This is a genomic window from Alsobacter ponti (genome assembly GCF_024294805.1).
GTDB lineage: Bacteria > Pseudomonadota > Alphaproteobacteria > Rhizobiales > Beijerinckiaceae > Alsobacter > Alsobacter ponti.
In genome coordinates this window covers 1-24,504 of the sequence record NZ_JANCLU010000017.1, presented here as the reverse complement: position 1 = coordinate 24,504, position 24,504 = coordinate 1, and the positions used below count along the sequence as shown (strand labels likewise).

Genomic DNA, 24,504 nt, shown 5'->3' with positions numbered 1-24,504 from the left:
GCCGGCCCCCGAGCCGGGACGGAGTCCGCGCGTGAACGCCAGACATTGCCTCGCCGCGCTCGCGGCGGCCGCCGGCCTCGCCTTCGCCGGCGCGGCCGCCGCGCAGAACGCCTCGTGCGACCGGCTGCGCGCCGACATCGCGGCGCTCGACGGGGCGGTGTCGGCCGGCCGCAACCCCAGCGCCGGCGACAACGTGCGCCGCCAGCGCGCCGAGCTCGACCGCACCACGGCCTATGCGCGCTCGATCGGCTGCGACCGCCCGCGCCTGATCTTCTTCGGCGAGCCTCGCCCGGCGCAGTGCGGCCAGCTCGACGCCCAGATCGCGCAGATGCAGTCCAGCCTCGCCTCGCTGGAGGCGCAGGCGCAGCGCGGCGGCGGCGGGCTGGAGGCGCAGCGCGCGGCGCTGACCGCCGCCTTCGAAGCCAATTGCCGGGGCGCGGCCCCCGTCCGCCCGGCGCGCGGCGGGCTGTTCGAGCAGTTGTTCGGCTCCGGCGAGGACGAGAGCGGCCCCGGCGAGGACCTGCCGCCGCCGCCGCCGGTCGGCGCGGATTTCGGCGACGGCTCCTACAGGACGCTGTGCGTGCGCAAGTGCGACGGCTACTACTTCCCGATCAGCACGAGCGCGCCGCGCGGCCGCTTCGAAACCGACTCGGCCCTGTGCCAGGCCTCGTGCCCGGCCGCCGAAGTGGAGCTGTTCGTGACGCCCTCCGGCCAGTCGGCGGAGCAGGCGCAGTCGCTGACGGGGGAGTATTATTCCTCGCTGCCCAACGCCTTCCGCTACCGCCGCGCCTACGATCCGTCCTGCGGATGCCGGCGTCCGGGGCAGAGCTGGGTGGAGGCGCTCAGCGACGCCGACAAGCTGGTCTCGGCGCGGCCCGGCGACATCGTGGTGACGGAGCAGAAATCGCTGGAGATGTCGCGCGCGCCGGAGCCCGCCGCGCCGAAGCCGATCCCGGCCAAGGCGAGCGCGGCCAAGCCGCCGCCCGCCAAGCCCGCCGCCGCGCCGGCCAAGCCCGCGCCGCCGCGGCAGGCGGCGACGCCCGCGCCGGCGACGCGCTGAGGGCTCAGTACTTCACGCCGATGCCGGCCTTGACGACGTTGAGCGTGGCCTGCTGGCCGAGGATCTTGTCGAAGGCGACGAACTGGTACTCGGCGCGCAGCATGACGTTGTCGACGATGGCGTAATCGAGGCCCGCGCCCAGCGCCGCGCCGAGGATCCAGCTGTCCTTCTTGGCGTATTGCGGGGTGAGCGGGTCGACGGCCGTGACGGTGTAGACGTTGCCGGCGACGCTGTAGGTCTCCTGCGTGCCGGTGAACGAGGCCGAGGCGCTGGCGTAGCCGATGGCGAGGCCGACCGTGGCGTAGGGCAGGAGGCGGCCGATCGGCATGCCGGCGCGCGCCTTGAGGATGCCGTAGCCGTTCATCTTGTACTCGTTGGCGCCCACCGCCGTAATGCCGTAGGCGACGCCGGAGCTGGGCGGCTCGATCTGGCTGTAGTTGGTGCTCGACTTGCCGTTCAGCCCGGCGAAGTTGACGTCCGCCTCCAGGCCGATGACCACGTCGTCCCAGCGCCAGTTGACGCCGGCGAACGCGCCGAAATTGGCCCGGCTGTCCGACGGGCCGGCGAAGGTGATCGGCCCCACCGAGAAGGTGGTCGGCGTCGGCGGCGTGGTCGCCAGCGTGATGTTGTTGCCGAAGCCGACGCCCGCGTCGGTGGCGCTGAAATCGGCGGCCGTGTAGCTGGCGTAGATGCCGCCGTAGAGCCCGCCCCACTCGAAGTCCTGCGGGCCGGAGGCCGGCGGCAGCGCGTGGTAGCCCGATTGGCCCGGGACGGGCGGGTAATAATCCGCGGCGAGCGCGCCGATGGCGGAATAGCCCGCTCCCGGGGCGAGGGCGACCGTGAGAACGGTCAGTCTGGCGGCGAGGCGCATGGCTTCGTCCTGTGCGATGCTGAATGGTCGCGGGCGCGACCGGACACGATTGAGGAATAAATCGGTAACGTTACTGTCCGGTTAACTTGCCGCCGCGATAACTTGATTTGCCGACTTGACGGATGATGCTCGCCGCGCCCGCCGCTTCTTCGCCGGCGAACGTCCCCTCGCCCGCCCGACGCGCCCGTTTCGCGGACAAGCCGATTTTCCTTTTGCGCGCCATGCTCTAAACCGACTGCATGGCGACACGCATCGACGACACTTTCACCCTCGCTTTGGCGCAGCTCGACCCCACCGTCGGCGACGTCGACGGCAACGCGGCCAAGGTGCGCCGCGCGCGCGCCGAGGCGGCGCGGGCCGGGGCGGACCTGGTGATGTTCCCCGAGCTGTTCCTGGCCGGCTATCCGCCGGAGGACCTCGTGCTCAAGCCCGCCTTCCAGGAGGCCTGCCGCGCCGCCTGCGAGGCGCTGGCGCGCGAGACGGAAGACGGCGGCCCCGCCGTGCTGGTCGGCCTGCCCTGGGCGGAAGGCGCGGACGTCTACAACGCCTTCGCGCTGCTCGACGGCGGCCGCATCGAGGCGGTGCGCTTCAAGGTGGACCTGCCGAACTACGGCGTGTTCGACGAGAAGCGCGTGTTCAAGGCGGGGCCGATGCCCGGCCCCGTCAACGTGCGCGGCCTGCGCGTCGGCGTGCCGATCTGCGAGGACATCTGGACCGACGCCGTGGTCGAGTGCCTGTGCGAGACCGGCGGCGAGATCCTGCTGGTGCCCAACGGCTCGCCCTACTGGCGCGACAAGAACGACACCCGCCTCAACATCGCGGTGGCGCGCGTGGCCGAATGCGGCCTGCCGCTGGTCTACCTCAATCAGGTGTGCGGCCAGGACGAGCTGGTCTTCGACGGCGCGTCCTTCGTGCTCAACGGCGACTCGTCGCTGGCGGCCTCGATGCCGGCCTTCCGCGAGGAGGTGGCGATCACGCGCTGGGCGCGCGAGGCGGGCGGCTGGCGCTGCGTCGAGGGGCCGCGCGCCGTGTGGGAGGAAGGCGACGAGGCCGACTACGCCGCCTGCGTGCTGGGCCTGCGCCACTATGTCGAGAAGAACCGCTTCCCCGGCGTCGTGCTCGGGCTGTCGGGCGGCATCGACTCGGCTTTGTGCGCGGCGATGGCCGTCGACGCGCTGGGGCCGGATCGCGTGCATTGCGTCATGCTGCCCTACCGCTATACCGCGCAGCGCAGCCTCGACGACGCCAAGGCCTGCGCCGACGCGCTCGGCGTGCGCTACGACGTCGTGCCGATCGGCGCCGGCGTCGAGGCCATCGAGGCCACGCTCGCCCCGATGTTCGAGGGCCGCGCCCCGGACGTGACCGAGGAGAACCTGCAGAGCCGCGTGCGCGGCTCCATCCTCATGTCGATCTCCAACAAGTTCGGCCCGATGGTGGTGACCACCGGCAACAAGTCCGAGATGTCGGTGGGCTACTGCACGCTCTACGGCGACATGAACGGCGGCTTCAACCCGATCAAGGACCTGTACAAGACGCAGGTCTACCGCCTGTGCGAGCTGCGCAACCGCTGGCGGCCCGCCGACGCGCTCGGCCCCGAGGGCGTCGTCATCCCGACCGACATCATCACCCGCGCCCCCTCGGCGGAACTGCGCGAGAACCAGACCGACCAGGACTCGCTGCCGCCCTACGACGTGCTCGACGCCATCCTCGTCGGTCTCGTCGAGAAGGAGGAGCGCGTCTCCGACATCGTGGCGCGCGGCTACGACCTCGACACGGTGAAGCGCGTCGAGCGCCTGCTCTACCTCGCCGAGTACAAGCGGCGGCAATCCGCCCCAGGCGTCAAGGTGACGAGCCGCAATTTCGGCCGCGACCGGCGCTACCCCATCGTCAACCGCTTCCGCGATCCCGGCTCGCCGGCGCTCCTGCCGGACGCCTCGCTGGTGCGGGCCTCCGGCCGCACGGCGGCCGACTCCGTCGATTTCTGAGCCGCCATGACCATCCCGCCCGGGAGCCGCCCGACCCTGCGCTTCGCCCCCTCGCCGACGGGGCGGCTGCACATCGGCAACGCCCGCTCCGCCGTGCTCAACGCGCTGCTGGCGCGCGCCAACGGCGGCCGCTTCATCCTGCGGCTCGACGACACCGATCGCGAGCGCTCGCGCGAGGAGCACGCCCAGGCGATCCGCGACGACCTCGCCTGGCTCGGCCTGAAGCCGGACCTCGTCGTGCGCCAGTCCGACCGCTTCGCGCTCTACGACGCCGCCGTCGAGCGGTTGAAGGCGGCCGGCCGCCTCTACCCGTGCTACGAGACCGAGGACGAGCTGGAGCGCCGCCGCAAGCGCCAGGCCGCGCGCGGCCTGCCGCCCGTCTACGACCGCGCCGCGCTGAGCCTATCGGCGGAGGAGCGGGCCGCGCTGGAGGCGCAGGGCCGCCGGCCGCACTGGCGCTTCCTGCTGGAGCACCGCACGGTGAGCTGGGACGACCATGTGCGCGGCCCCTCGCACATCGACGCCGCCTCGCAGTCGGACCCCGTGCTGGTGCGCGCCGACGGGGCCTATCTCTACACCCTGCCCTCCGTGGTGGACGACATCGACCTCGGCGTCACTGACGTGGTGCGGGGCGAGGACCACGTCACCAATACCGGCGTGCAGATCCAGATCTTCGAGGCGCTGGGCGCGCCCGCGCCGCGCTTCGGCCACCACAATTTGCTGACCACCGCCAGCGGCGAGGGCCTGTCCAAGCGCCTCGGCCATCTCTCGCTGGGGGCGCTGCGCGAGGACGGCATGGAGCCGCTCGCCGTCGCCGCGCTGGCGGTGCTGGTCGGCTCGGCGCAGGCGGTGCGCCCGGTCGAAAGCCTCGACGAGCTGGCTTCGCTGATCGACCTTGGCCGCCTGTCGCGCGCCCCGGCGCGCTTCGACGAGGCGGAGCTGGAGGCGCTGAACGCCCGCACGCTGCACCATTTGCCCTTCGCCGCCGTGGCGGAGCGGCTCGCCGCCGCCGGCCTGCCGGCGGACGAAGCGTTCTGGCTCGCCGTGCGCGGCAATCTGTCGCGCTTCGCGGACGCCGCGCAGTGGCGGCGCGTCGTCGACGGCCCGGTGACGCCGTCGGTGGAGGACGCCGGCTTCCTCGCCGAGGCCGCCGCGCTGCTGCCGCCCGCGCCGTGGGACGAGACGAGCTGGGGCGCGTGGACCGAGCGCGTGCGCCAGGCCACCGGCCGCAAGGGCAAGGCGCTGTTCATGCCGCTGCGCCTCGCGCTTACCGGGCTCGACCACGGGCCGGAGCTGAAGGCCCTGCTGCCGCTGATCGGCGAAGCCCGCGCCCGCGCCCGGCTCGCCGGCCGGACGGCCTGAGCGCCGCCGCCGCGTCCGGACCTCCGAAACGAAAAACGCGGGCCGAAGCCCGCGTTCTCGAAGTCGCTGACGTAAGGGCGGAGCTTACTCCGCCGCCTCGACGTCCGGCCGGCCCCGCGCCAGCTTTTCCTTCTTCAGCAGCTCGGCCGTGAGGAAGGCCAGCTCCAGCGCCTGCTCGGCGTTGAGGCGCGGGTCGCAATGCGTGTGGTAGCGGTCGCGCAGCTCGTCGTCGGAAATGGCGCGGGCGCCGCCCGTGCATTCCGTGACGTTCTTGCCCGTCATTTCCAGGTGGATGCCGCCGGCATGCGTGCCCTCGGCCTGGTGGACGGCGAAGAAGTCGCGCACCTCGGAGAGGATCATGTCGAACGGGCGGGTCTTGTAGCCCGAGCCCGCCTTCACCGTGTTGCCGTGCATGGGGTCGCACGACCACACGACGCTGCGGCCCTCGCGCTGGACGGCGCGAACCAGCGCCGGCAAGCTGTCGCCCACCTTGTCCGCGCCGAAGCGCGAGATCAGCGTGAGGCGGCCGGGCTCGTTGTTGGGGCTCAGCAGGTCGATGAGGCGGATCAGGTCGTCGGGCTTCAGCGACGGGCCGCACTTGAGGCCGATCGGGTTCTTGATGCCCCGGCAATACTCGACATGGGCGTGGTCCGCCTGACGGGTGCGGTCGCCGATCCAGATCATGTGCCCGGAGGTGCCGTACCAGTCGCCCGTGGTCGAGTCGACGCGGGTCATGGCCTGCTCGTAGCCGAGCAGCAGCGCCTCGTGCGAGGTGTAGAACTCCGTCGCGCGCATCTCGGGATGCGCTTCCGGATCGAGCCCGATGGCGCGCATGAAGTCGAGCGACTCGGTGATGCGCTCGGACAGCTCGTTGTAGCGCCCGGACTGCGGGCTGTCCTTGACGAAGCCCAGCATCCAGCGATGCGCGTTCTCGAGGTTGGCGTAGCCGCCGGTCGCGAAAGCGCGCAGCAGGTTGAGCGTGGCGGCCGACTGGCGGTAGGCCTCGATCTGCCGGCGCGGATCGGGGATGCGCGCCTCGGGCGTGAACTCGATGCCGTTGATGATGTCGCCGCGGTAGGACGGCAGCTCCGTGTCGCCCACCTTCTCGGTGGGGGCGGAACGCGGCTTGGCGAACTGGCCGGCGACGCGGCCCACCTTCACCACCGGCGACGAGCCGGCGAAGGTCAGCACCACCGCCATCTGCAGGAACAGGCGGAAGAAATCGCGGATGTTGTCGGCCGAGTGCTCGGCGAAGGACTCGGCGCAGTCGCCGCCCTGCAGCAGGAACGCCTCTCCGGCCGCCACCTTGCCCAACGCCCGCTTGAGCTTGCGCGCCTCGCCGGCAAAAACGAGCGGCGGAAACCCGGTGAGCTGCGCCTCGACGGCCTTCAGCTGCTCGGCGTCCGGATAGGACGGCACCTGCTGGATCGGCTTGTCCCTCCAGCTCGACGGTGTCCAACGCTCGCTCATGTCACTCCCCTCGCCCCCGCTCCCCGGAGGCCACCTTCCTGGAACACCCGGAGCGCCCTCGCCCCGCGTCGTGTCTCCACCTTGGTCGGAAGCGCGCCTTATAGAACATGACGCGCCAAAGGGGAAACCGGGAAATGGGGACGGGGGCGGGCGCGGCGGGCGCGAAACCGACAGGGCGGACAAGGTCCGCCCGTTCCCGGAGCCCCGCAGCGCCAGCGGAGGGGCATCCGGGAGCCAGCGCATGGATGATGCCGCGAAGCGGCGCTCAATGGAAAAGGCCACAAGGACGCGCTGACGCGCGACAAAGTGCGCTGGGCCCCGGGCTCGGTTCCGCTTTCGCTGCACCGACCCGGGGACGGGTGGCGGGCTGGCGCCCGCCCGAAGCGCTTTCGCTGCACCGCTCTGGGACGTGCGGGCTGAGGGCCTGCACTTTGGCGGGCGGACTGACGTCCGCGTCATTCGCTGGAGCTCCGCCCGGGTCGCGTCCGGGGCGGCGCGTGTCGCTGGCGTCATGGTGCGCTTAACCCTCTCGGTGTATCCATGAAAGAATCCCCTTTCCCCTCGGGCGGCCGTCGCGGTCGGCGCGGGGTCGCCAGCCGAGAGTCCGGTGCGCTCCTTCCTGCCCCCCCTGCCCGCCGTGTTCCTCGCCGTGACGCCGCTGCTGGCGGCGGTGTTCATCCTCATCGCGGGGAACGGGATCGTCTCCACGCTGGTGCCGATGCGCGCGGCGCTGGAGGGGTTCAACCAGGCGCAGATCGGCTATATCGGCTCGGCCTACTTCACCGGCATGCTGGCCGGCACGTGGATGGCGCCCTCGATCGTGCGCCGGGCCGGGCACATCCGCGCCTTCTCCGCCTACGCCGCCGTCGCCGCCGTGGCGGCGCTGGGCTTCGCCGCCTTCGTGTCGCCGTGGCTGTGGGTGGCCTACCGCGCCGTGTTCGGCTTCTGCTTCGCCGGGCTCTACGCCATCGCCGAGGGCTGGGTGTCGGCCAAGGCCAGCGACTCCAATCGCGGCCGCATGCTGGCCGTCTACAACATCGTCCACTTCTGCGGCTCGGCCACCGGCCAGCAGATCCTGCGGCTCGCCGACCCGCGCTCCTTTACCCTGTTTTCGGCCGGCGCGTCCTTCCTCGTCATGGCGCTGGTGCCGATGGCGATGACCCGCGCCGAGCCGCCGCCGCTGCCGCCCAAGGGACGGCTGGAGCTCGCCGGCCTGTGGCGCGCCAGCCCCATCGCCTTCGTCGGCATGGCGCTGGTGGGCTGGGCCAACGGGGCGTTCTGGTCGCTCGTGCCGGCCTATGTCGAGAACCTGCAGATGGGCGCGGGGACGGTGTCGAGCTACATGACCGCCGTGATCCTGGGATCGGCGACCGGGCCCTACCCGCTCGGCCGGCTCTCCGACCGCGTCGACCGGCGCTGGGTGATCGCCGCCGTCGCCATCGCCGCCGGCATCGTGGAGCTGGGCCTCGCCGCCGTCGGCCAGCCGCAGGCGGCCGTGCTGTACCTCTTCGGCTTCCTCACCGGGCTGTTCCTGCCCTCGGTGTACCCGCTGATCGTCGCCCACGCGGTCGACCGCATGGGCTCGGCCAAGGCGGTGGCGATCTCCTCCACCCTGCTCTTCGTGTATTGCTGCGGCGGCATCATCGGCCCGGTGGCCGCCTCCGAGCTGATGGCGCGCGGCGGCCAGGTCATGCTGTTCGTCCACAACGGCGTCGCCCACGTGCTGATGGCGGCCTTCGTCGCCTGGCGCATCGTGCGCCGCGCGCCCGCCGTGCGGGTCGAGGCCGACGCCGCCCCGGCCAAGCCGCCCGGCACGCCGGGGTAGCGCTCCCGCGCCGGTGCGCGGATGGCGTGGAAGGCGGGACGGATTGTCGGCTTGCGCGTTCAGGTGGCGAAATCGGCGCGCGGGGCGCGCCGACGTGCATTCTTCGACCGGAAGTCGCGATCGCGCTCGAACGGCGATGCGAAGACGCAATCGAGGCGGTGTTCGGCCCCGGATTCCGGGCCGAAGCGGGCCCGTTCGGCGCGACGTTCGAAGCTAGGACGCGGGCGGCGTCCAGGGCGTGCGCATCGTCACCAGTTCCTCCGCCGCGGTGGGGTGGACGGCCATGGTGGCGTCGAAGTCGCGCTTGGTCGCCCCCATCCTAATGGCGATGCCGAGGCACTGGATCATCTCCCCGGCCCCCTCGCCGAGGATGTGGACGCCCAGCACGCGCTCGGTCGTGCCGTCCACCACCAGCTTCATCAGGGTCCGCTCCTGCGAGCCGGAGAGGGTCGCCTTCATCGGGCGGAAGCTCGTTTTGTAGATCGTCACCTCGCCGCCCAGCGCCCGCGCCTGGGCCTCCGTCAGGCCCACCGTGCCAATCTCCGGCGTCGAGAAAACCGCTGACGGAACAAGGGCATGGTCGACCTCGACCGGGCGTCCGCCAAACACCGTGTCGGCGAAGGCGTGGCCCTCGCGGATGGCGACCGGCGTCAGGTTCAGCCGGTTGGTGACGTCGCCGACGGCGTGGATGGAGGGCACGGAGCTTTGCGAAAAGCGGTCCACCTTGACCGCCCCGAACGGGTCCAGCTCGACCCCCGCCTGCTCCAGCCCCAGCCCCGCCGTGTTGGGCACCCGGCCGGTGGCGTAGATCACCTGCTCGGCCGCCACCGCGCCGCCGTCCAGCAGCGTCGCCGAAATGTTGCCCGGCCGCCCGTCCAGGGCCACCACGTCGGAGGAGGCGATCACCCGGATCCCGGCCAGCGCCATCTGGTCCATGAGGCCGGCGCGCAAATCGTCGTCGAACCCGCGCAAAACGCGGTCGCGGCGGATGACGACGGTGACTTCGCTGCCCATCCGGGCCAAAGCGCAGGCGAATTCCACGGCGATGTAGCCGCCGCCGACGATCAGCACGGAGCGCGGCAGGCGCTCCCACTCGAAGATGTCGTTGCTGGTGCCCGCCAGCCCCACACCGGGCGTCGCCTCCGGCAGATAAGGCCGCGCCCCGGTCGCCACGAGGATGTGGCGGGCGGTGACCACGCGCCCGTCGGCGAGCAGGCGGACGCTGTTGGGCCCTTCCACCACGGCCCGGCTCGCCACGATCTCGGCGCCGGAACGGCCCAGATTCGTGCGGTAGGCGGCCTCCAGCCGGGCGATCTCGGCGTCCTTGGCCGCCTTCAGGGCGGCGAAGTCGAAGCGCGGCTCAGGTATCGACCAGCCGAAGCCGGCGGCGTCCTCGATCTCGTCGGCCACCCGGCCCGCGTAGACGTAGAGCTTCTTCGGCACGCAGCCGCGAATGACGCAGGTGCCGCCGACGCGGTACTCCTCCGCCACCATCACCCTGGCCCCGTAAGAGGCGGCGATGCGGCCGGCGCGCACGCCGCCGGAGCCCGCCCCGATGACGAAAAGGTCGACGTCGTACGCGGTCACGCTGCGCTCCTGCGAACAGGCGGGGGACGGACGGAGACGAGGCTCAGAGCTCGATGTTCTTCTTCTTCAGCTCGGCGCGGACACGATTGATCATGTAGTCGGAGAGCTTGCGCGACCACACCTGCATTTCGGAGAACAGCGCGTCGACGATCTTGGGCTGCGACTCGACATACTTGGCGCCGGCCGGCGTCTTCAGGAAGGTCGCGACCTCCTTCAGCTCGTCCTCGGTCATCGCCTGGGCGACGATGCGGTTGGTCGCCTGCACCATCTCCTCCTTCTGCGCCTCGAACTCGGGCTGCAGCGCCGTCAGCGTGGCGGCGAGGTCGTTGGCGATCTCCGGCCGCGTGGTGCCGAACATCTGCTTGAGCTGCTCGGAGAACTGCGGGACCACGAAGTTGAACGACCGGGCAATGCCGGAGAGCTGCACCACTTCCGCCGCGGCGGCGAGGTGGGAGGCGGAGATGGCCGGGGCCGGCGGGGTCGCGGGAGCGGCGGCCGGGGCGGGGGCGGCCGGCTTGGTCTGGGCCACGGCCGGCAAAGCGAGCATCAGCGCGACGCCGCCAGCGGCGAGGAGTGCGGCGGGACGCCAGGACAGGGTGCGAAGCATTGACGTGTCTCCTGCGGAACGGGCCTGAACGCCCGTGCGAAATCAGCTTTTCCTTTGCGCCGCCTTTGGGTTTTTCCCAAGGCGGGACGAACTAGGGCTCCCCGAGCACCTTCACGCCCTGGGAGGTGGCGAGGATCGCGGCCGTGGCGAGGCCGATGAAGAGCCCGTGCTCGACGACGCCGGTGACGCGGTCGAGGCCTTCCGCCAGGCGCTCCGGGTCCGGGATGCGGCCCAAAGCCGCGTCGAGGATGAGGTTGCCGCTGTCGGTGCGGAACGCGGCCCCGTCGCGCTCGCGCACGGTCAGCGTCCCCGCGCAGCCGGCCTCGGCGAGCGCCGCTTCGACGGCGCGGCGCGTCGCGCCGAGCCCGAACGACACCACTTCGATCGGCAGCGGGAAGCGGCCGAGCGTCTCGACCAGCTTGGTTTCGTCGGCGATCACCACCATGCGGCGCGACGCCGAGGCGACGATCTTCTCGCGCAGGTGCGCACCGCCGCCGCCCTTGATGAGGCGCAGCGCGCCGTCGATCTCGTCCGCGCCGTCGACCGTCAGGTCGAGTTCGGGCGTCTCGTCGAGGGTGGTCAGGCGCACGCCGAGCCGCTCGGCCTGGGCGCGGGTCGCCTCCGAGGTCGGCACGCCGACCACGTCGAGACCGTCGCGGACGCGCTCGGCGAGCAGGTCGACGAAGTGTTTGGCGGTGGAGCCCGTGCCGAGGCCCAGCCTCATCCCCGGCCGCACCAGCGCGACGGCCTGCGCCGCCGCCTCGCGCTTCAGCGCCTCGAGGCTCATGCGGTGCGCCCTCGTGAAGGAGGCGTCGGACGAGAGATCGGCATGGCTTCACCCGGTTCGCCGGGCGCGCCGAAGCGGCCGGCCCTTGAGACGGCGCTGTCTAGCACGCCGACTCGGGGCCCGTGAAGCGCGTCAGGGCTTGCGCGGCGCGGCCACGCTCTCGCTGGTCGTCGCGGCTTTCGCGCCGGTGTCGGACGGCGCGCCCTTCTCGGGCGGGGTGCAGACGACGCGCTCGTCGAAGACGTAGCAGACGCTCATCGCGCCGGTGCGCATGTCGACCCGGAACACGCCGCCCTCGCGCTCGTGGCGGGAGGCGACGAGGCCGTATTCGGACGGCTCCTGCTTGCCCGCCCCCTCCCCCGCCGGGAAGCACAGCGTGACGCCGAACGTGCCCTCCTTCTGCCCGTACTGGCAGGCCCCGACCTCGCCGGTGACGCGGTCGATGCGGTAGATGCGGTTGAGGTCGGTCTGCGGCGCGGGCATGAAGTCGAACTGCCCGGCGATGGCGGCGCCGCAGGACATCGGGAGTGCGCACAGCAGCGCGAAGGCGCGGCGGCGAAGGCGGGGCGTCGTCATCATGGTCATCTCGTGCGGCCAACCGATTCTGGGGGCTCGAAGTCGGATGTCACTCTGGGCAAATCATGGTTAACGGAAGATGACCGGCGCGTCCGGCGCGCCGCCTTTCGGTCAAGTCAAGTCGCCGTTGACGCCGTGTCATGGCTCAGCCAAACCATTTACATGGCGGACGCGAATCAGCCCTCCGATCTCCCGACCCTCGTCTTCGATCTCGACGGGACGCTGGCCGATACGGCGGTCGACCTGATCGGAACCCTCAACGTGCTGATGGAGCGGATGGGCGCGCCGCCCGTTGCCGTCGACCGGGCGCGCGACGTCGTCGGGGCCGGCGCAAGGGCGATGATCAAGCGCGGCCTGTCGCTCGGCGGCAAGACGGCCTCGGAAACCGAGATCGAGACGCTGTTCCAGGACTTTCTGGTCCATTACGCCGAGAACATCGCGGTGAAGACGTCGCTCTATCCGGGGGCGCGGGCGGCGCTCGACCGGCTGGCGATGGCTGGCTACCGGCTCGCCGTGTGCACCAACAAGCCGGAGGAGCACTCCGTGCGGCTGCTCGGAGCGCTCGGCGTGGCCGACCTGTTCGGCTCGATCTGCGGGCGCGACACCTTCGCCTTCGCCAAGCCCGACCCGCGCCACCTCACCATGACGGTCGCCAGGGCGGGCGGAGACCCGGCGCACGCCATCATGATCGGCGATTCGCGCACCGACGTGGACACGGCTCGCGCCGCCGGCCTGCCGGTCATCGCCGTCAGCTTCGGCTACACCGACACGCCCGTCGCCCAGCTCTCGCCGGACCGGGTCGTGGATCATTTCGACGAGCTGGAGGCCGCCGTCGCGGCGTTCCGCCGGACCGCCTGACGGCGCGCCGTCCGGGTTCAGTGCGCGTGGGCGTCGCCGTGGGCCGGCGCCGAACCGCCGAGCGCCTCGACCGCGAACTCCACGTCGACCGCCCCCGCCTTCTCGAAATTCAGCGTCGCCTTGACGCGCTCGCCCTTCACGAAGGGCTTGGCGAGCCCGATGAACATGACGTGGAAGCCGCCGGGCTTGAGCTCGACCTTGGCCCCGGCCGGCAGCGCCACGCCGTCCTTGACCGGGCGCATGGTCATCACGCCGTTCGCCATCGCCATCTCGTGCACCTCGACGCGCTGCGCCGCGCCGCTGGCGACCGAGAGCAGGCGATCCGCCTGCGCGCCGCGGTTCTCGAGCGTCATGTAGCCGCCGCCGACCGGCGCCGAGGGCGGCGTGGCGCGGGCGTAGGGATGGCCGATCGCGATGCCCCCGACCGTGTAGTCGTGGCCGAAGGCGACCGGCGTCGAGAGCAGGACCGCCGAAAAGGCGAGCAGAAGGGGGCGATTCAAGATCGTTTCGGCCTGTCATGCGGCCGGCCGGGCGGCCTGATTTCCAGAAAAGAAATGGTGGGCGCGACAGGGATTGAACCTGTGACCCCTCCCGTGTGAAGGGAGTGCTCTCCCGCTGAGCTACGCGCCCGTTCGGCCCGCGCCTTCTATCAGGCCCGAGGCCCCTGTCAAGCGCGTCGGCGCGCCGACGCGGAGCGCGGAGGCCGGGCAAGTGTAGCGCCTCGGCAACGCTCGCCGCGAATACAAACAAACGTGATCAAACGGGAAGCCGTCGTATTGAATTTCTTAAGCGCAAACGGATAACCGAGACCTGAGCGGCCTTGCGGCCGCAATTTCCACCCTTGAACGAGGCCACATCGATGCGCCGTTCGGCAGTCGCTCTCTTCTTTGCCGCAGCAGCCTTCACGGCCGCCATGCCGGCGACGTCCTTTGCCTACCAGATCGATCCGCTGACCCGGAAGCCCGTCGTCGAGACCTTCACGGAGACGCGGCCGGAAGCGACGGCGATCCCGCGCGAGACGGTCTCCTTCGACGGCGCGTACAAGCCCGGCACGATCGTCGTCTCCACCAGCGAGCGCCGCATGTACTTCGTGCTCGGCGACGGCCGCGCCATCCGCTACGGCGTCGGCGTGGGCCGCCCGGGCTTCGAGTGGGCGGGCGTGAAGACCATCACCGCCAAGCGCGAGTGGCCCGACTGGCGGCCCCCGTCCGAGATGCTGCGCCGCCGCCCGGACCTGCCGCGCTACATGCCCGGCGGACCGGACAACCCGCTCGGCGCGCGCGCCATGTATCTGGGCTCGTCGCTCTACCGCATCCACGGCTCGAACGAGCCGGACACGATCGGCCAGGCGGTGTCGTCCGGCTGCATCCGCATGCTGAACGACGACGTGGTCGACCTCTACCAGCGCGCCCGCGTCGGCGCGCAGGTGGTCGTGCTGCGCTGATCCTTCGCTCCGGCGTCGACGTGAAGCCCCCGCCCTCGCGGGGGCTTTTCTTTTTGCCCTGTCGCGTCGCGGCGGCCTTCTGCGTCAGCGCCGGGCCGGCGGGTCGCGGCTGAGGCCCTTGGCCTCGAGCTCGGCCAGATAGGCGGCGAGCTTCTCGTCCAGGGTGCTGCCGAGATCGTGCAGGAATTCCCAGGTGTAGAAGCCGGTGTCGTGCATGTCGTCGAAAACGAGCTTGACCGCGTAGTTGCCGGTCGGCTCGACCTTCAGGATCTCGACGTTGCGCTTGCCGGGCACCGTCTTGCGCTCGGCCGGCGAGTGACCCTGCACCTCGGCGCTGGGACTGAGCACGCGCAGAAGCTCCGCCGGCAGGTCGAACGCCGACCCGTCGTCGAAGGCGATGCGGAGACTGCGGCGATCCTTGGCCAGGCGGATCTCGGTGGGCCACGCGCCTGCGTCGGTCATTGTCGTCGATCCCTGCCGTCAATTTCTCGCGTGATGTGCCGCCATGCTGCCGAACCCCTCGCGAATTCGGCCGCGACACCCTATAAAGGGAGCTGGCGGACGCCGCCAGACCAGAAGACGCGCCGCCCGGGACAAGCGATGACCCAGACGCCGACCATAGATGCCGCGACGCCCCTGATCGACCCGTTCGGTCGATCGATCTCCTATCTGCGCGTCTCCGTGACCGACCGCTGCGATTTCCGCTGCGTCTACTGCATGTCCGAGGACATGCACTTCCTGCCCAAGCAGGACCTGCTGACGCTGGAGGAACTGGACCGGCTCTGCACCGTGTTCGTCGGCAAGGGCGTGCGCAAGCTGCGCATCACTGGCGGCGAGCCGCTGGTGCGCCGCGATATCATGACGCTGTTCCGCTCGCTCTCGCGGCACCTCGAGAGCGGCGCGCTGGACGAGCTGACGGTGACGACGAACGGCTCGCAGCTCGCGCGCTACGCCGGCGACCTTGCCGCCTGCGGCGTGCGGCGCATCAACGTCTCGCTGGACACGCTGGACCCCGACAAGTTCCGGGCCATCACGCGCTGGGGCGACCTCGGCAAGGTGCTGGCCGGCCTGGAGGCGGCGCGCAAGGCGGGCCTCTCCGTGAAGATCAACGCCGTCGCGCTGAAGGGCGTGAACGAGGACGAAGTCGAGCGGATGGTCGAGTGGTCGCACGGCCTTGGCATGGACCTCACCTTCATCGAGGTGATGCCGCTGGGCGACATCGAGCCCTCGCGTTTCGACCAGTACTGGCCGCTGTCGCAATTGCGGGCGCGGCTGGCGGAGCGCTTCACGCTCGAGGAGAGCGCCTACCGCACCGGCGGCCCGGCGCGATATGTGAGTGTGCGCGAGACGGGCGGGCGGATCGGCTTCATCACGCCGCTCACCCATAATTTCTGCGAGAGCTGCAACCGCGTGCGCGTCACCTGCACCGGCACTCTTTACATGTGCCTCGGGCAGGAGGACGCCGCCGACCTGCGCGCGCCGCTGCGCGCCTCCGAGAGCAACGAGAAGCTGGAGCGCGCCATCGAGGCGGCGATCGCCCGCAAGCCGAAGGGGCACGACTTCGTCATCGACCGCACCACGGCGCGGCCGGCGGTCGGCCGGCACATGAGCGTCACCGGGGGCTGATCCCCTCACACCGCGCGCAGGCGCGTCACCAGGCCCTCGAATTCGGCGCGCAGCGCGGCGGACTGGTCGCGCGCAGCATCGACCGGGAGCCGTTAAGGAAGGCGCAACCCGCGAGGGTTGCATGGGGCGCGCATCGGCGAGTCCCGCCGGCCGCTTGAAAGCCGTGGCGGCGACCGCTACGACCGGAGCGCCCGCCGCCCCGCCCTCCGCCGAGCCCCGCCCTTCATGTCGACCGAGACAACGCCCGACAACCGACGCGGCATCGTCGCGATGCTGGCCGCGATGGCGTTCTTCGTCGCCAACGACGCGATGACGAAGCTGGCGCGCGAGACGCTCGGGGCCGGCCAGGTGATGGCGGTGCGCGGCGTCTTCGCGCTGGCGATCACCCTCGCGCTCGTCGCCTGGATGGGCGAGGCCGGCCGCCTGAGGCTGGTCCTGCGCCCGCGCGTGCTGGGGCGCGCGACCTCGGAGCTCGCCGTCGCGACGCTCTACATCATTGCGCTCGGCTTCATGCCGCTGGCGGACCTCATCGCCGTCATGCAATCGACGCCCCTTCTGATCGCCGTGTACCTGGCGTTCACCGGGCTCGAGCCGATGGGGTGGCGGCGCTGGCTGTCGATCCTGGTCGGCTTCGCCGGCGTGCTGCTCGTGGTGCGGCCCGGCGGGTCGTCGTTCGACATCTACACCGTCGCGGCGTTCGGGTCGGCGGTGCTGGTGGGCGTGCGCGACCTGGCGACGCGCCGTTTCGGCTCCGACATCCCGACCGTGCTGATCCTGTTCTCCTCCGTGGTCCTCGTCATGGCCGGCGGCGTGGCGATGGCTTCCTACGAGGGTTGGAGGCCGCTCTCCCCCTCCGTGGCGGGCGTGCTGGCCGGCGCCGCCTTCTTCGTCGTGCTCGGCAATTACGCGATGATCACGGCGTTCCGGAACGTCGAGGTCGCGGTGGTCTCGCCGTTCCGCTACAGCGTCATCGTCTGGGGCGCGCTGGCGGGCTATCTCGTGTTCGGCGAGGTCCCCGACCTGTTCGCCGCGCTCGGCGCGTGCCTGATCGTCGCGGCCGGCGTCTACACCGTCCACCGCGAGCGGCTGCGGGCACGCGCAATCTCCGCGTCAGCGGCGACGGTCACGCCGGAAACGCGTCGTCCTCAATAGTTTAGCGTCCGAAAGCGCGCCGCCCCTAGCAGGGGCCGAGCCGGAGTGTTATACGGCGATCGAAGACCAGCCCCGCTTCGGACGCGGGGCAAATCCATCGATTACATGGCCCGGGACAAGGGCGATGGAGGGGTGCCGGTGAAAGCTCTTTTGAACCTCAGCCGCCTGATCGATTCCGTGAACACGCGCATCGGGGTGTGGCTGAGCTGGCTGATCCTGCTCGCCGTCGGCATCTCGACCGTCAACGCCATCATCCGCAAGGTGTTCGACACCTCCTCCAACGCATGGCTGGAGATGCAGTGGGTGCTGTTCGGCGCGGTGTTCCTGCTGTGCAGCCCGTGGACGCTGCTGTCGAACGAGCACATCCGCATCGACATCGTGAACAGCCTGCTGCCCCGCAAGGTCCGCAACTGGATCGACATATTGGGCCACGTCGTCTTCCTGCTGCCGTTCACGATCATCATGCTGATCGTCTCGGTGCCCTTCTTCGAGCGGTCCTTCGCCATCCGCGAGCAGTCGCTGAACGCCGGCGGCCTGCCGCAATGGCCCTCCAAGCTGCTGATCCCGGTCGGCTTCGCGCTGCTCTTCATCCAGGGCATCTCGGAGCTGATCAAGCGCATCGCCATCATGACCGGCGACCTCGAGGACACCACGTCCGGAGGCGGCCACCATGCCGCGGCGGAAGCCGAGGCCGCGCGCCTGCTCGCCAGCGAGCAGGCCGCCTCGGCCGCCCTCCGCTGACCGCCGCCCAAACGCTTCCGGATCGCACTCATGACCGCCTTCATCATCCAGAACATGGCGCCGATCATGTTCGCGGCGCTCGTCTTTTTCCTGCTGCTCGGCTACCCCGTGGCCTTCGCGCTGGCCGCCAACGGCCTCGTCTTCGCGCTGCTCGGCATTGAGCTCGGCCTGTTCCGCCCCGACTTCCTGCAGGCGCTTCCCGAACGCGTCTACGGGGTGATGAACAACGACACGCTGCTCGCCATCCCGTTCTTCACCTTCATGGGCCTCGTGCTGGAACGGTCCGGCATGGCCGAGGACCTGCTCGACACCATCGGCCAGCTGTTCGGCACCATCCGCGGCGGCCTCGCCTACGCGGTGATCTTCGTGGGCGCGCTGCTGGCGGCGACGACGGGCGTGGTGGCCGCCTCGGTGATCTCGATGGGCCTCATCTCGCTGCCCATCATGCTGCGCTACGGCTATGACCGCCGCCTCGCCACCGGCGTCATTGCGGCGTCCGGCACGCTGGCGCAGATCATCCCGCCCTCGCTGGTGCTCATCGTCATGGCCGACCAGCTCGGCCGTTCGGTCGGCGACATGTACGAGGGCGCGTTCATCCCCGGCCTCGTGCTGTCGGCGCTGTACGCGGGCTATGTCTTCCTCGTCTCCATGGTCCGCCCGGCGGCCGCGCCCGGCCTGCCCCTCGAGGCGGTCGGCTTCCGCGAGCCGAGCGGGGCGCGCGGCGTCTGGCAGCTCGCCGTGCTGGTCGTGTTCTCCGGCCTCGTCGGCTACTACGTGATGCAGCAGACCGAAGTGCGCGGCGGCGCCGACTTCGTCGTGCTGACCATGTCGATCGCGGTGGTGGTGTCGTTCCTGTGCGCCATCTTCAACCGCGCCTTCGGCGGCAAGCGGGTCGGCCTCACGGCCGTCGTCACGCTCGTGTTCCTCGCCGGATGGTGGCTGTTGAAGACCAACGGCTGGGCGAAAACGGCCCTGCTGTCGGAGGCGCTCGCGGCCGGCGCGCTCTACGCCCTCGTCGCCGGCATCATCGAGCGCACCACCGGCCGGCGCATCGTCTCCAACCTCGCCGAGCAGGTGACGTTCGTGATGGTGCCCCCGCTCGGGCTGATCTTCCTCGTGCTGGGGACGATCTTCATCGGCGTCGCGACCCCGACGGAAGGCGGCGCGATGGGCGCGGCGGGCGCGATCATCCTCGCCGCCATGAAGCGCCGGCTGACGTTCGACCTCACCCGGCAGGCGGTGGAGGCCACGGCCAAGCTGTCCGCCTTCGTGGTGTTCATCCTGGTCGGCGCGCGCGTCTTCTCGCTCACCTTCTACGGGGTGAACGGCCATGTCTGGGTCGAGCACCTGCTGACGTCGCTGCCCGGCGGCCAGGTCGGCTTCCTCATCATCGTCAACCTGCTCGTCTTCGTGCTGGCCTTCTTCCTCGACTTCTTCGAGCTGGCCTTCATCGCGGTGCCGCTGATCGGGCCGGCGGCGGAGAAGATCGGCATCGACCTGATCTGGTTCGGCGTCATCCTGGGCGTGAACATGCAGACGTCGTTCATGCACCCGCCCTTCGGATTCGCCCTGTTCTACCTGCGCTCGGTCGCGCCGAAGGAGCCCTACAAGGACCGCGTGACGGGCAAGACGATGGAGCCGGTCACGACCGGCCAGATCTACTGGGGCGCGGTGCCGTTCGTGGTCATCCAGTGCATCATGGTGGCGCTGGTGGTGTCCTTCCCGGCCATGGTGATGCACTACAAGAACAGCGGGCCGGTGGTGGACAAGGAGAAGGCGCTGGAGCAGCTCCAGAACCTGACGCCGAGCTTCGACGCGCCGCCGCCGCTGGACCTCGGGCCGCCCAAGATCCAGTGACGGTCCGGGCCGCGACGCCCCGACAAAAAAGCCCCGGAGGCGAGCGCCTCCGGGGCTTTTTTTCGTCCGGCGGAAAGGACGGCCGGCGCGAGGCCGGCCGTTCGTCTCAGCCCTTGGCGCGCGAGCGCACCATGTAGTTGTCGTAGGTGAAGTCGGAGATCTGCTGCCAGATGTAGCCGTCGTTCCTGAAGGCCATGTAGGGGTCCAGGATCTTCTTGAACTCGGCGTTCTCCTTGGCGATCTCGGCGTAGAGCTCGAGCGCCGCCTTCTGGCACGCGTCCATGATCTCCTGGCTGAACGGCCGCAGCTGCGCGCCGGCCTGCACGAGGCGGCGGACGGCCGGCGGGTTCAGCGCGTCGTACTTGGCCTGCATGTCGACATTGGCCAGCCCCGCCGCGGTCTTGAAGATCGACTTGTAGGTCGGGCTCAGCTCGTTCCACTTCGCCGTGTTGACGAAGAACTGCAGCGCGGCGCCGCCTTCCCACCAGCCGGGATAGTAGTAGAAGGGCGCGACCTTGTTGAAGCCGAGCTTCTCGTCGTCATAGGGGCCGACCCACTCGGCCGCGTCGATCGTGCCCTTCTCCAGCGCCGGGTAGATGTCGCCACCGGCGATCTGCTGCGGCACCGCCCCGAGCTTCTGGATGACGCGTCCGGCCAGGCCGCCGATGCGCATCTTGAGGCCGTTGAGGTCGGCGGGGGTCTTGATTTCCTTGCGGAACCAGCCGCCCATCTGGGTGCCGGTGTTGCCGCCCGGGATGCCGATGAAGTTGTACTTGGCGTAGAACGCGTTCAGCAGGTCCATGCCGCCGCCGTGGTAGAACCAGGCGTTCTCCTGCCGGGAGTTCATGCCGAAGGGAACGGCGGTGCCGAAGGCGAAGGTCGGGTCCTTGCCGACGTAGTAGTACGGGGCGGTGTGGCAGCACTCGACGGTGCCGTTCTGCACGGCGTCGGCGGCCTGCAGCGCCGGGACGATCTCGCCGCCCGCGAACACCTGAATCTGGAACCGGTTGTCCGTCGCCTCGGCGACGGCCTTGGAGAGCACTTCCGCGGCGCCGTAGATCGTGTCGAGCGACTTCGGGAAGCTGGAGGTCATCCGCCACTTCACCTCGGGCATGCTCTGCGCGATGGCGGGCTTGGCGATGGCACCGGCGGCCAGGCCGAGTCCGGCCGCCTGGACAAACTGACGTCTCTTCATGAACTGCATTCCTCCCTAGGGCGAACGACCATGCGTTTTTCGCCTATGTCCGTTCTGATTTTTGCATATCAAATCGAATGTGTTCTGAAAAGCCGTTCCAGATCGCCGCAAGCTTGACGCCCCCGAATGCAAAAAGGCCCGGAGCTTCCGCCCCGGGCCTCAAGGTCGATTCCGCTGCCGCCTGCGTCAGCCGCGGGCGCGGGAGCGGATCATGAAGTTGTCATAGGTGAATTCAGCAACCTGGAACCAGAGATACTGCTCGTTCCGGTAGGCGACCATGGCGTTGATCGCCTTCTTGAACTCCTCGTTCTTGGCGCTGATCTCGGCATAGAGCTCGTTCGACGCCTTGAGGCAGGCTTCCATCACGTCCTGCGGGAAGGGACGCAGCTGGACGCCCGCTCCCACCAGCCGCTTCAGCGCGCCGGGGTTCAGCATGTCGTAGCGCGCCTGCATCCAGGTGTTGGCGTAGGTCGCCGCCGCTTCGATCGCGGCCTGGTAGGACTTGGGAAGCGCGGCGTACTTCTCGGTGTTGATGAAGGCGTGGACCGTCGGGCCGCCTTCCCACCAGCCGGGGTAGTAATAGAACGGCGCGACCTTCGAGAAGCCGAGCTTCTCGTCGTCGTAGGGACCGACCCACTCGGCCGCGTCGATCGTGCCCTTCTCCAGCGCCGGGTAGATGTCGCCGCCGGCGATCTGCTGGGGCACCGCGCCGAGCTTCTGCAGCACCTGGCCGGCGATGCCGCCGATGCGCATCTTGAGGCCGCTAATGTCGGCGACGCTCTTGATCTCCTTGCGGAACCAGCCGCCCATCTGCGTGCCGGTGTTGCCGCAGGGGAAGCCGACGACATTGGACTTCTTGAAGAACTCGTTGAACAGCTCGTTGCCGCCGCCCTGGAACAGCCAGGAGTTCTGGCCGCGGGCGTTGAGGCCGAACGGCACCGCGGAGGCGATGGCGAAGGTGGGATCCTTGCCGACATAGTAGTACGAGACGGTGTGGCAGCACTCCACCGTGCCGTTCTGGGTGGCGTCCAGCGCCTGCAGGGCGGGGACGATCTCGCCGCCGGCGAACACCTGGATCTGGAACTTGCCGTCGGTGAGGTCCGACACGTGCTTGGCGAACACCTCGGCGCCGCCATAGATCGTGTCGAGCGACTTCGGGAAGCTCGAGGCGAGACGCCACTTCACTTCCGGCTGGGCCTGCGCGAGGGCGGGCTTGGCGATCGCGGTCGCGGCCAGTCCCGCTCCGGCGGCCTGGACGAATTGACGGCGCTTCATCTTTGATTCTCCTGGGGTATCCTCGGTCGGCATTTTCGACGCGGCGCGTACGATCACACCGATTGGGGCGTAGCATCTTGGTCTCGAACCCGTCGTCAACCGACCACAAGGTCGAAATACGACAGGAACAAGGCAGCCCGGCGCGCAGCGCATGTCTTCACCCCCGTCCCGTCTGATGAAATGATCCGCCCGCGTCGCCCCCGCGGCGGGCAGGAGAGGACACGGCCTTGGCGATCATCAACTATCTCACCACCATCCGGCTCGACTTCGGCGCCATCGCCGGCCTGCCGGAGGATTTGCGGGCGACGGGCATCGCCGCGCCGCTGATCCTGACGGATCGCGGCGTCGCCGCCGCCGGCCTGCTGGACCGCATCCGCGCCGCCCTGCCGGACGCCGACGCCGCCGCCCCGGTTTTCACCGACACGCCGTCCAACCCCACCGAGGAAGCGGCGGAGGCGGCGCTCTCCGTCTATCGCGCGCACGGATGCGACGGCATCGTCGCCATCGGCGGCGGCTCGCCGATGGACCTCGCCAAGGCGGTGGCGGTGCTCGCCACCCACGAAGGTCCGCTCCAGAGCTTCACCGCCGTGCTCGGCGGCACGCCCCGCATCACCGCCGCCGCCGCGCCCGTCATCGCCGTGCCGACGACGGCGGGGACGGGCAGCGAGGTCGGCCGCGGCGCGGTCATCACTTTCCGGGACGGGCGCAAGCTGGCGCTGCTGTCGCCGCACCTGATTCCCCGCCGCGCCGTCTGCGACCCCGAGCTGACGCTGGGCCTGCCGCCCGGGCTGACGGCCGCGACCGGCATGGACGCGGTGAGCCATTGCATCGAGTGCTTCATCTCCCCCGTCGACAACCCGGTCGCCGGCGCGATCGCCATCGACGGGCTGGAGCGGGCGACGAAGGCGCTGCCCCGCGCCGTCGCCAACGGGCAGGACCGCGAGGCTAGGCGCGAGATGATGATCGCCGCCTTCGAGGGCGCGCTGGCGTTCCAGAAGGGCCTCGGCGCGGTGCACGCTTTGTCGCACCCGCTCGGCGCGCTGCGAGAATTCGCGCTGCATCACGGGACGCTGAACGCGGTTCTGCTGCCGACGGTGCTGCGCTTCAACGCGCCGGCGGCGGGCGAGAAATATGACGGGCTGCGGCGGGCCATGGGGCTCGCGCCGGGCGCGGACGTCGCCGATTTCGTGGCGCAATTCAGCCGGGGACTCGGCCTGCCCTCCCGCCTGTCGGAAATGGGCGTGCCGCGGCAGGTTCTGCCCGCCATCGCCAAGGCGGCGCTGGGCGACCACACCCACGCCACCAACGCCCGCCCGGCCACCGAACAGGACTATCTCGCCATGTTGGAGGAGGCGTTCTGAGGCCTACTCGATGACGATGGACGGGGCCTTGCGGGCCCCGGCGCCGCCCGACAGCGCCGTCCACACTTTCCGGGCGATGTCCTTGTAGACGCGCGCGTGTGGCCCGTCCGGCGCGGCCACGACGACGGGCAACCCGGCGTCGGACGTCTCGCGGATGTCCATGTGCAGCGGGATCTCGCCGAGGAAGGGCACGCCGAGGCGGTCGGCCTCGTGCCGCGCGCCGCCGTGCCCGAAAATGTCGGAGCGCCCGCCGCAATGCGGGCAGATGAAGGTGGACATGTTCTCGGCGATGCCGAGCACCGGCACCTCCACCCGCTTGAACATGGCGATGCCGCGCCGCGCGTCGATCAGCGCCAGGTCTTGCGGCGTCGAGACGATGACCGCGCCGGCCAGCGGCACCGCCTGCGCCATGGTGAGCTGGGCGTCGCCCGTGCCGGGCGGCATGTCGACCACGAGCACGTCGAGGGTTCCCCAGTCGACCTCGCGCAGGAGCTGCTGCAGCGCCGACATCACCATCGGCCCGCGCCAGATGACCGGCGTCTCCTCCTCGATGAGGAAGCCGATCGACATCACCTTCACGCCGTGGGCGACGAGCGGCTTCATCACCCGCCCCTCGCCGATCTCCGGCTTGTCGTGGAGGTTGAAGAGCTTGGGCATGGACGGGCCGTAGATGTCGGCGTCGAGCACGCCGACCTTCAGCCCCAGCGACGCCAGCGCCAGCGCCAGGTTCGCCGCCGTCGTCGACTTGCCGACGCCGCCCTTGCCGGAGGCGACCGCGATGATGTGGCTGACGCCCGGCACGCCGGCGCGCGCCGTGGCCGCCGCCGCGCGCGGACCGGGAGCGGCGGGGGCGGGCCTCGCGGAC

Annotated in this window: 22 protein-coding genes and 1 tRNA gene; 11 read left to right on the top strand and 12 right to left on the bottom strand. The window is 70.2% G+C overall.

Going from position 1 to position 24,504, the window contains the following annotated elements; all coding sequences use genetic code 11:
- The first annotated feature begins 31 nt into the window (after window positions 1-31).
- A complete protein-coding gene (locus NK718_RS22105; RefSeq protein ID WP_254744356.1) occupies window positions 32-1,060 on the top strand; it encodes a DUF2865 domain-containing protein in 1,029 nt (342 codons plus the stop codon).
- 4 nt (window positions 1,061-1,064) lie between these two features.
- Here NK718_RS22105 and NK718_RS16140 read toward each other — a convergent pair whose 3' ends face one another.
- Entirely contained in the window at window positions 1,065-1,931 is an 867-nt protein-coding gene (locus NK718_RS16140; protein WP_254744354.1) for an outer membrane protein, read from the bottom strand.
- Window positions 1,932-2,170: 239 nt separating this feature from the next.
- On the opposite strand from NK718_RS16140, the gene NK718_RS16135 reads away from it, so the two are divergent.
- Window positions 2,171-3,916 carry an NAD+ synthase gene (locus NK718_RS16135; protein ID WP_254744352.1) on the top strand — a complete coding sequence of 582 codons (1,746 nt, stop codon included), beginning with the start codon at window positions 2,171-2,173 and terminating at the stop codon, window positions 3,914-3,916.
- Window positions 3,917-3,922: 6 nt separating this feature from the next.
- A complete protein-coding gene (gene gltX / locus NK718_RS16130) occupies window positions 3,923-5,278 on the top strand; it encodes a glutamate--tRNA ligase (RefSeq protein ID WP_254744350.1) in 1,356 nt (451 codons plus the stop codon).
- Window positions 5,279-5,362: 84 nt separating this feature from the next.
- Here the strand turns inward: gltX and NK718_RS16125 are convergent, their stop codons facing one another.
- Entirely contained in the window at window positions 5,363-6,748 is a 1,386-nt protein-coding gene (locus NK718_RS16125; RefSeq protein WP_254744348.1) for a class II 3-deoxy-7-phosphoheptulonate synthase, read from the bottom strand.
- Window positions 6,749-7,355: 607 nt separating this feature from the next.
- Here NK718_RS16125 and NK718_RS16120 point away from each other — a divergent pair.
- On the top strand, window positions 7,356-8,573 hold the full coding sequence (locus tag NK718_RS16120) for an MFS transporter (protein WP_254744346.1): 1,218 nt from the start codon (window positions 7,356-7,358) through the stop codon (window positions 8,571-8,573).
- 213 nt (window positions 8,574-8,786) lie between these two features.
- Here NK718_RS16120 and gor read toward each other — a convergent pair whose 3' ends face one another.
- The 4 genes from gor to NK718_RS16100 all read right to left on the bottom strand — a co-directional run bounded on the left by gor (window position 8,787) and on the right by NK718_RS16100 (window position 12,133).
- A complete protein-coding gene (gor, locus tag NK718_RS16115; protein WP_254744344.1) occupies window positions 8,787-10,160 on the bottom strand; it encodes a glutathione-disulfide reductase in 1,374 nt (457 codons plus the stop codon).
- Window positions 10,161-10,203: 43 nt separating this feature from the next.
- On the bottom strand, window positions 10,204-10,767 hold the full coding sequence (locus NK718_RS16110) for a DUF2059 domain-containing protein (RefSeq protein WP_254744342.1): 564 nt from the start codon (window positions 10,765-10,767) through the stop codon (window positions 10,204-10,206).
- A gap of 91 nt (window positions 10,768-10,858) precedes the next feature.
- Window positions 10,859-11,554, bottom strand: a complete 696-nt coding sequence (gene rpiA, locus NK718_RS16105) for a ribose-5-phosphate isomerase RpiA (RefSeq protein ID WP_254744340.1) — start codon at window positions 11,552-11,554, stop codon at window positions 10,859-10,861.
- 132 nt (window positions 11,555-11,686) lie between these two features.
- Window positions 11,687-12,133: a hypothetical protein gene (locus NK718_RS16100; protein WP_371877308.1), complete on the bottom strand. Its 447-nt coding sequence runs from the start codon at window positions 12,131-12,133 to the stop codon at window positions 11,687-11,689.
- A gap of 159 nt (window positions 12,134-12,292) precedes the next feature.
- Here NK718_RS16100 and NK718_RS16095 point away from each other — a divergent pair, with 159 nt between their 5' ends.
- Window positions 12,293-12,988, top strand: a complete 696-nt coding sequence (locus tag NK718_RS16095) for an HAD family hydrolase (protein ID WP_254744338.1) — start codon at window positions 12,293-12,295, stop codon at window positions 12,986-12,988.
- Window positions 12,989-13,005: 17 nt separating this feature from the next.
- On the opposite strand, the gene NK718_RS16090 is transcribed toward NK718_RS16095, so the two are convergent.
- Both NK718_RS16090 and NK718_RS16085 read right to left on the bottom strand, forming a co-directional pair.
- A complete protein-coding gene (locus NK718_RS16090; protein WP_254744336.1) occupies window positions 13,006-13,488 on the bottom strand; it encodes a copper chaperone PCu(A)C in 483 nt (160 codons plus the stop codon).
- Between the two features lie 55 nt (window positions 13,489-13,543).
- Window positions 13,544-13,618: transfer RNA gene (locus tag NK718_RS16085), tRNA-Val, on the bottom strand.
- 229 nt (window positions 13,619-13,847) lie between these two features.
- On the opposite strand from NK718_RS16085, the gene NK718_RS16080 reads away from it, so the two are divergent.
- Entirely contained in the window at window positions 13,848-14,432 is a 585-nt protein-coding gene (locus NK718_RS16080; RefSeq protein ID WP_254744334.1) for a L,D-transpeptidase, read from the top strand.
- 84 nt (window positions 14,433-14,516) lie between these two features.
- On the opposite strand, the gene NK718_RS16075 is transcribed toward NK718_RS16080, so the two are convergent.
- Entirely contained in the window at window positions 14,517-14,894 is a 378-nt protein-coding gene (locus NK718_RS16075) for a gamma-butyrobetaine hydroxylase family protein (protein WP_254744332.1), read from the bottom strand.
- 138 nt (window positions 14,895-15,032) lie between these two features.
- Between NK718_RS16075 and moaA the strand changes: the two genes are divergently transcribed.
- From moaA to NK718_RS16055, 4 genes are all read left to right on the top strand, one after another.
- Window positions 15,033-16,058, top strand: a complete 1,026-nt coding sequence (gene moaA / locus NK718_RS16070; protein WP_254744330.1) for a GTP 3',8-cyclase MoaA — start codon at window positions 15,033-15,035, stop codon at window positions 16,056-16,058.
- A 225-nt stretch (window positions 16,059-16,283) separates the two neighbouring features.
- A complete protein-coding gene (locus NK718_RS16065; protein WP_254744328.1) occupies window positions 16,284-17,210 on the top strand; it encodes a DMT family transporter in 927 nt (308 codons plus the stop codon).
- 138 nt (window positions 17,211-17,348) lie between these two features.
- The gene (locus NK718_RS16060; RefSeq protein WP_254744326.1) at window positions 17,349-17,951 is read left to right on the top strand and encodes a TRAP transporter small permease subunit; all 603 of its coding nucleotides are present in this window, start codon (window positions 17,349-17,351) and stop codon (window positions 17,949-17,951) included.
- A gap of 30 nt (window positions 17,952-17,981) precedes the next feature.
- The gene (locus NK718_RS16055) at window positions 17,982-19,808 is read left to right on the top strand and encodes a TRAP transporter large permease (protein ID WP_254744324.1); all 1,827 of its coding nucleotides are present in this window, start codon (window positions 17,982-17,984) and stop codon (window positions 19,806-19,808) included.
- 106 nt (window positions 19,809-19,914) lie between these two features.
- Here NK718_RS16055 and NK718_RS16050 read toward each other — a convergent pair whose 3' ends face one another.
- Both NK718_RS16050 and NK718_RS16045 read right to left on the bottom strand, forming a co-directional pair.
- Window positions 19,915-21,003, bottom strand: a complete 1,089-nt coding sequence (locus tag NK718_RS16050) for a TRAP transporter substrate-binding protein (protein WP_254744322.1) — start codon at window positions 21,001-21,003, stop codon at window positions 19,915-19,917.
- A 186-nt stretch (window positions 21,004-21,189) separates the two neighbouring features.
- On the bottom strand, window positions 21,190-22,278 hold the full coding sequence (locus NK718_RS16045; protein ID WP_254744320.1) for a TRAP transporter substrate-binding protein: 1,089 nt from the start codon (window positions 22,276-22,278) through the stop codon (window positions 21,190-21,192).
- A 227-nt stretch (window positions 22,279-22,505) separates the two neighbouring features.
- Between NK718_RS16045 and gbd the strand changes: the two genes are divergently transcribed.
- The gene (gbd, locus tag NK718_RS16040) at window positions 22,506-23,639 is read left to right on the top strand and encodes a 4-hydroxybutyrate dehydrogenase (RefSeq protein ID WP_254744318.1); all 1,134 of its coding nucleotides are present in this window, start codon (window positions 22,506-22,508) and stop codon (window positions 23,637-23,639) included.
- Window positions 23,640-23,642: 3 nt separating this feature from the next.
- Here the strand turns inward: gbd and NK718_RS16035 are convergent.
- Window positions 23,643-24,504 (bottom strand): Mrp/NBP35 family ATP-binding protein (locus NK718_RS16035; protein WP_254744316.1); only part of this gene is annotated, 862 nt, incomplete at its 5' end.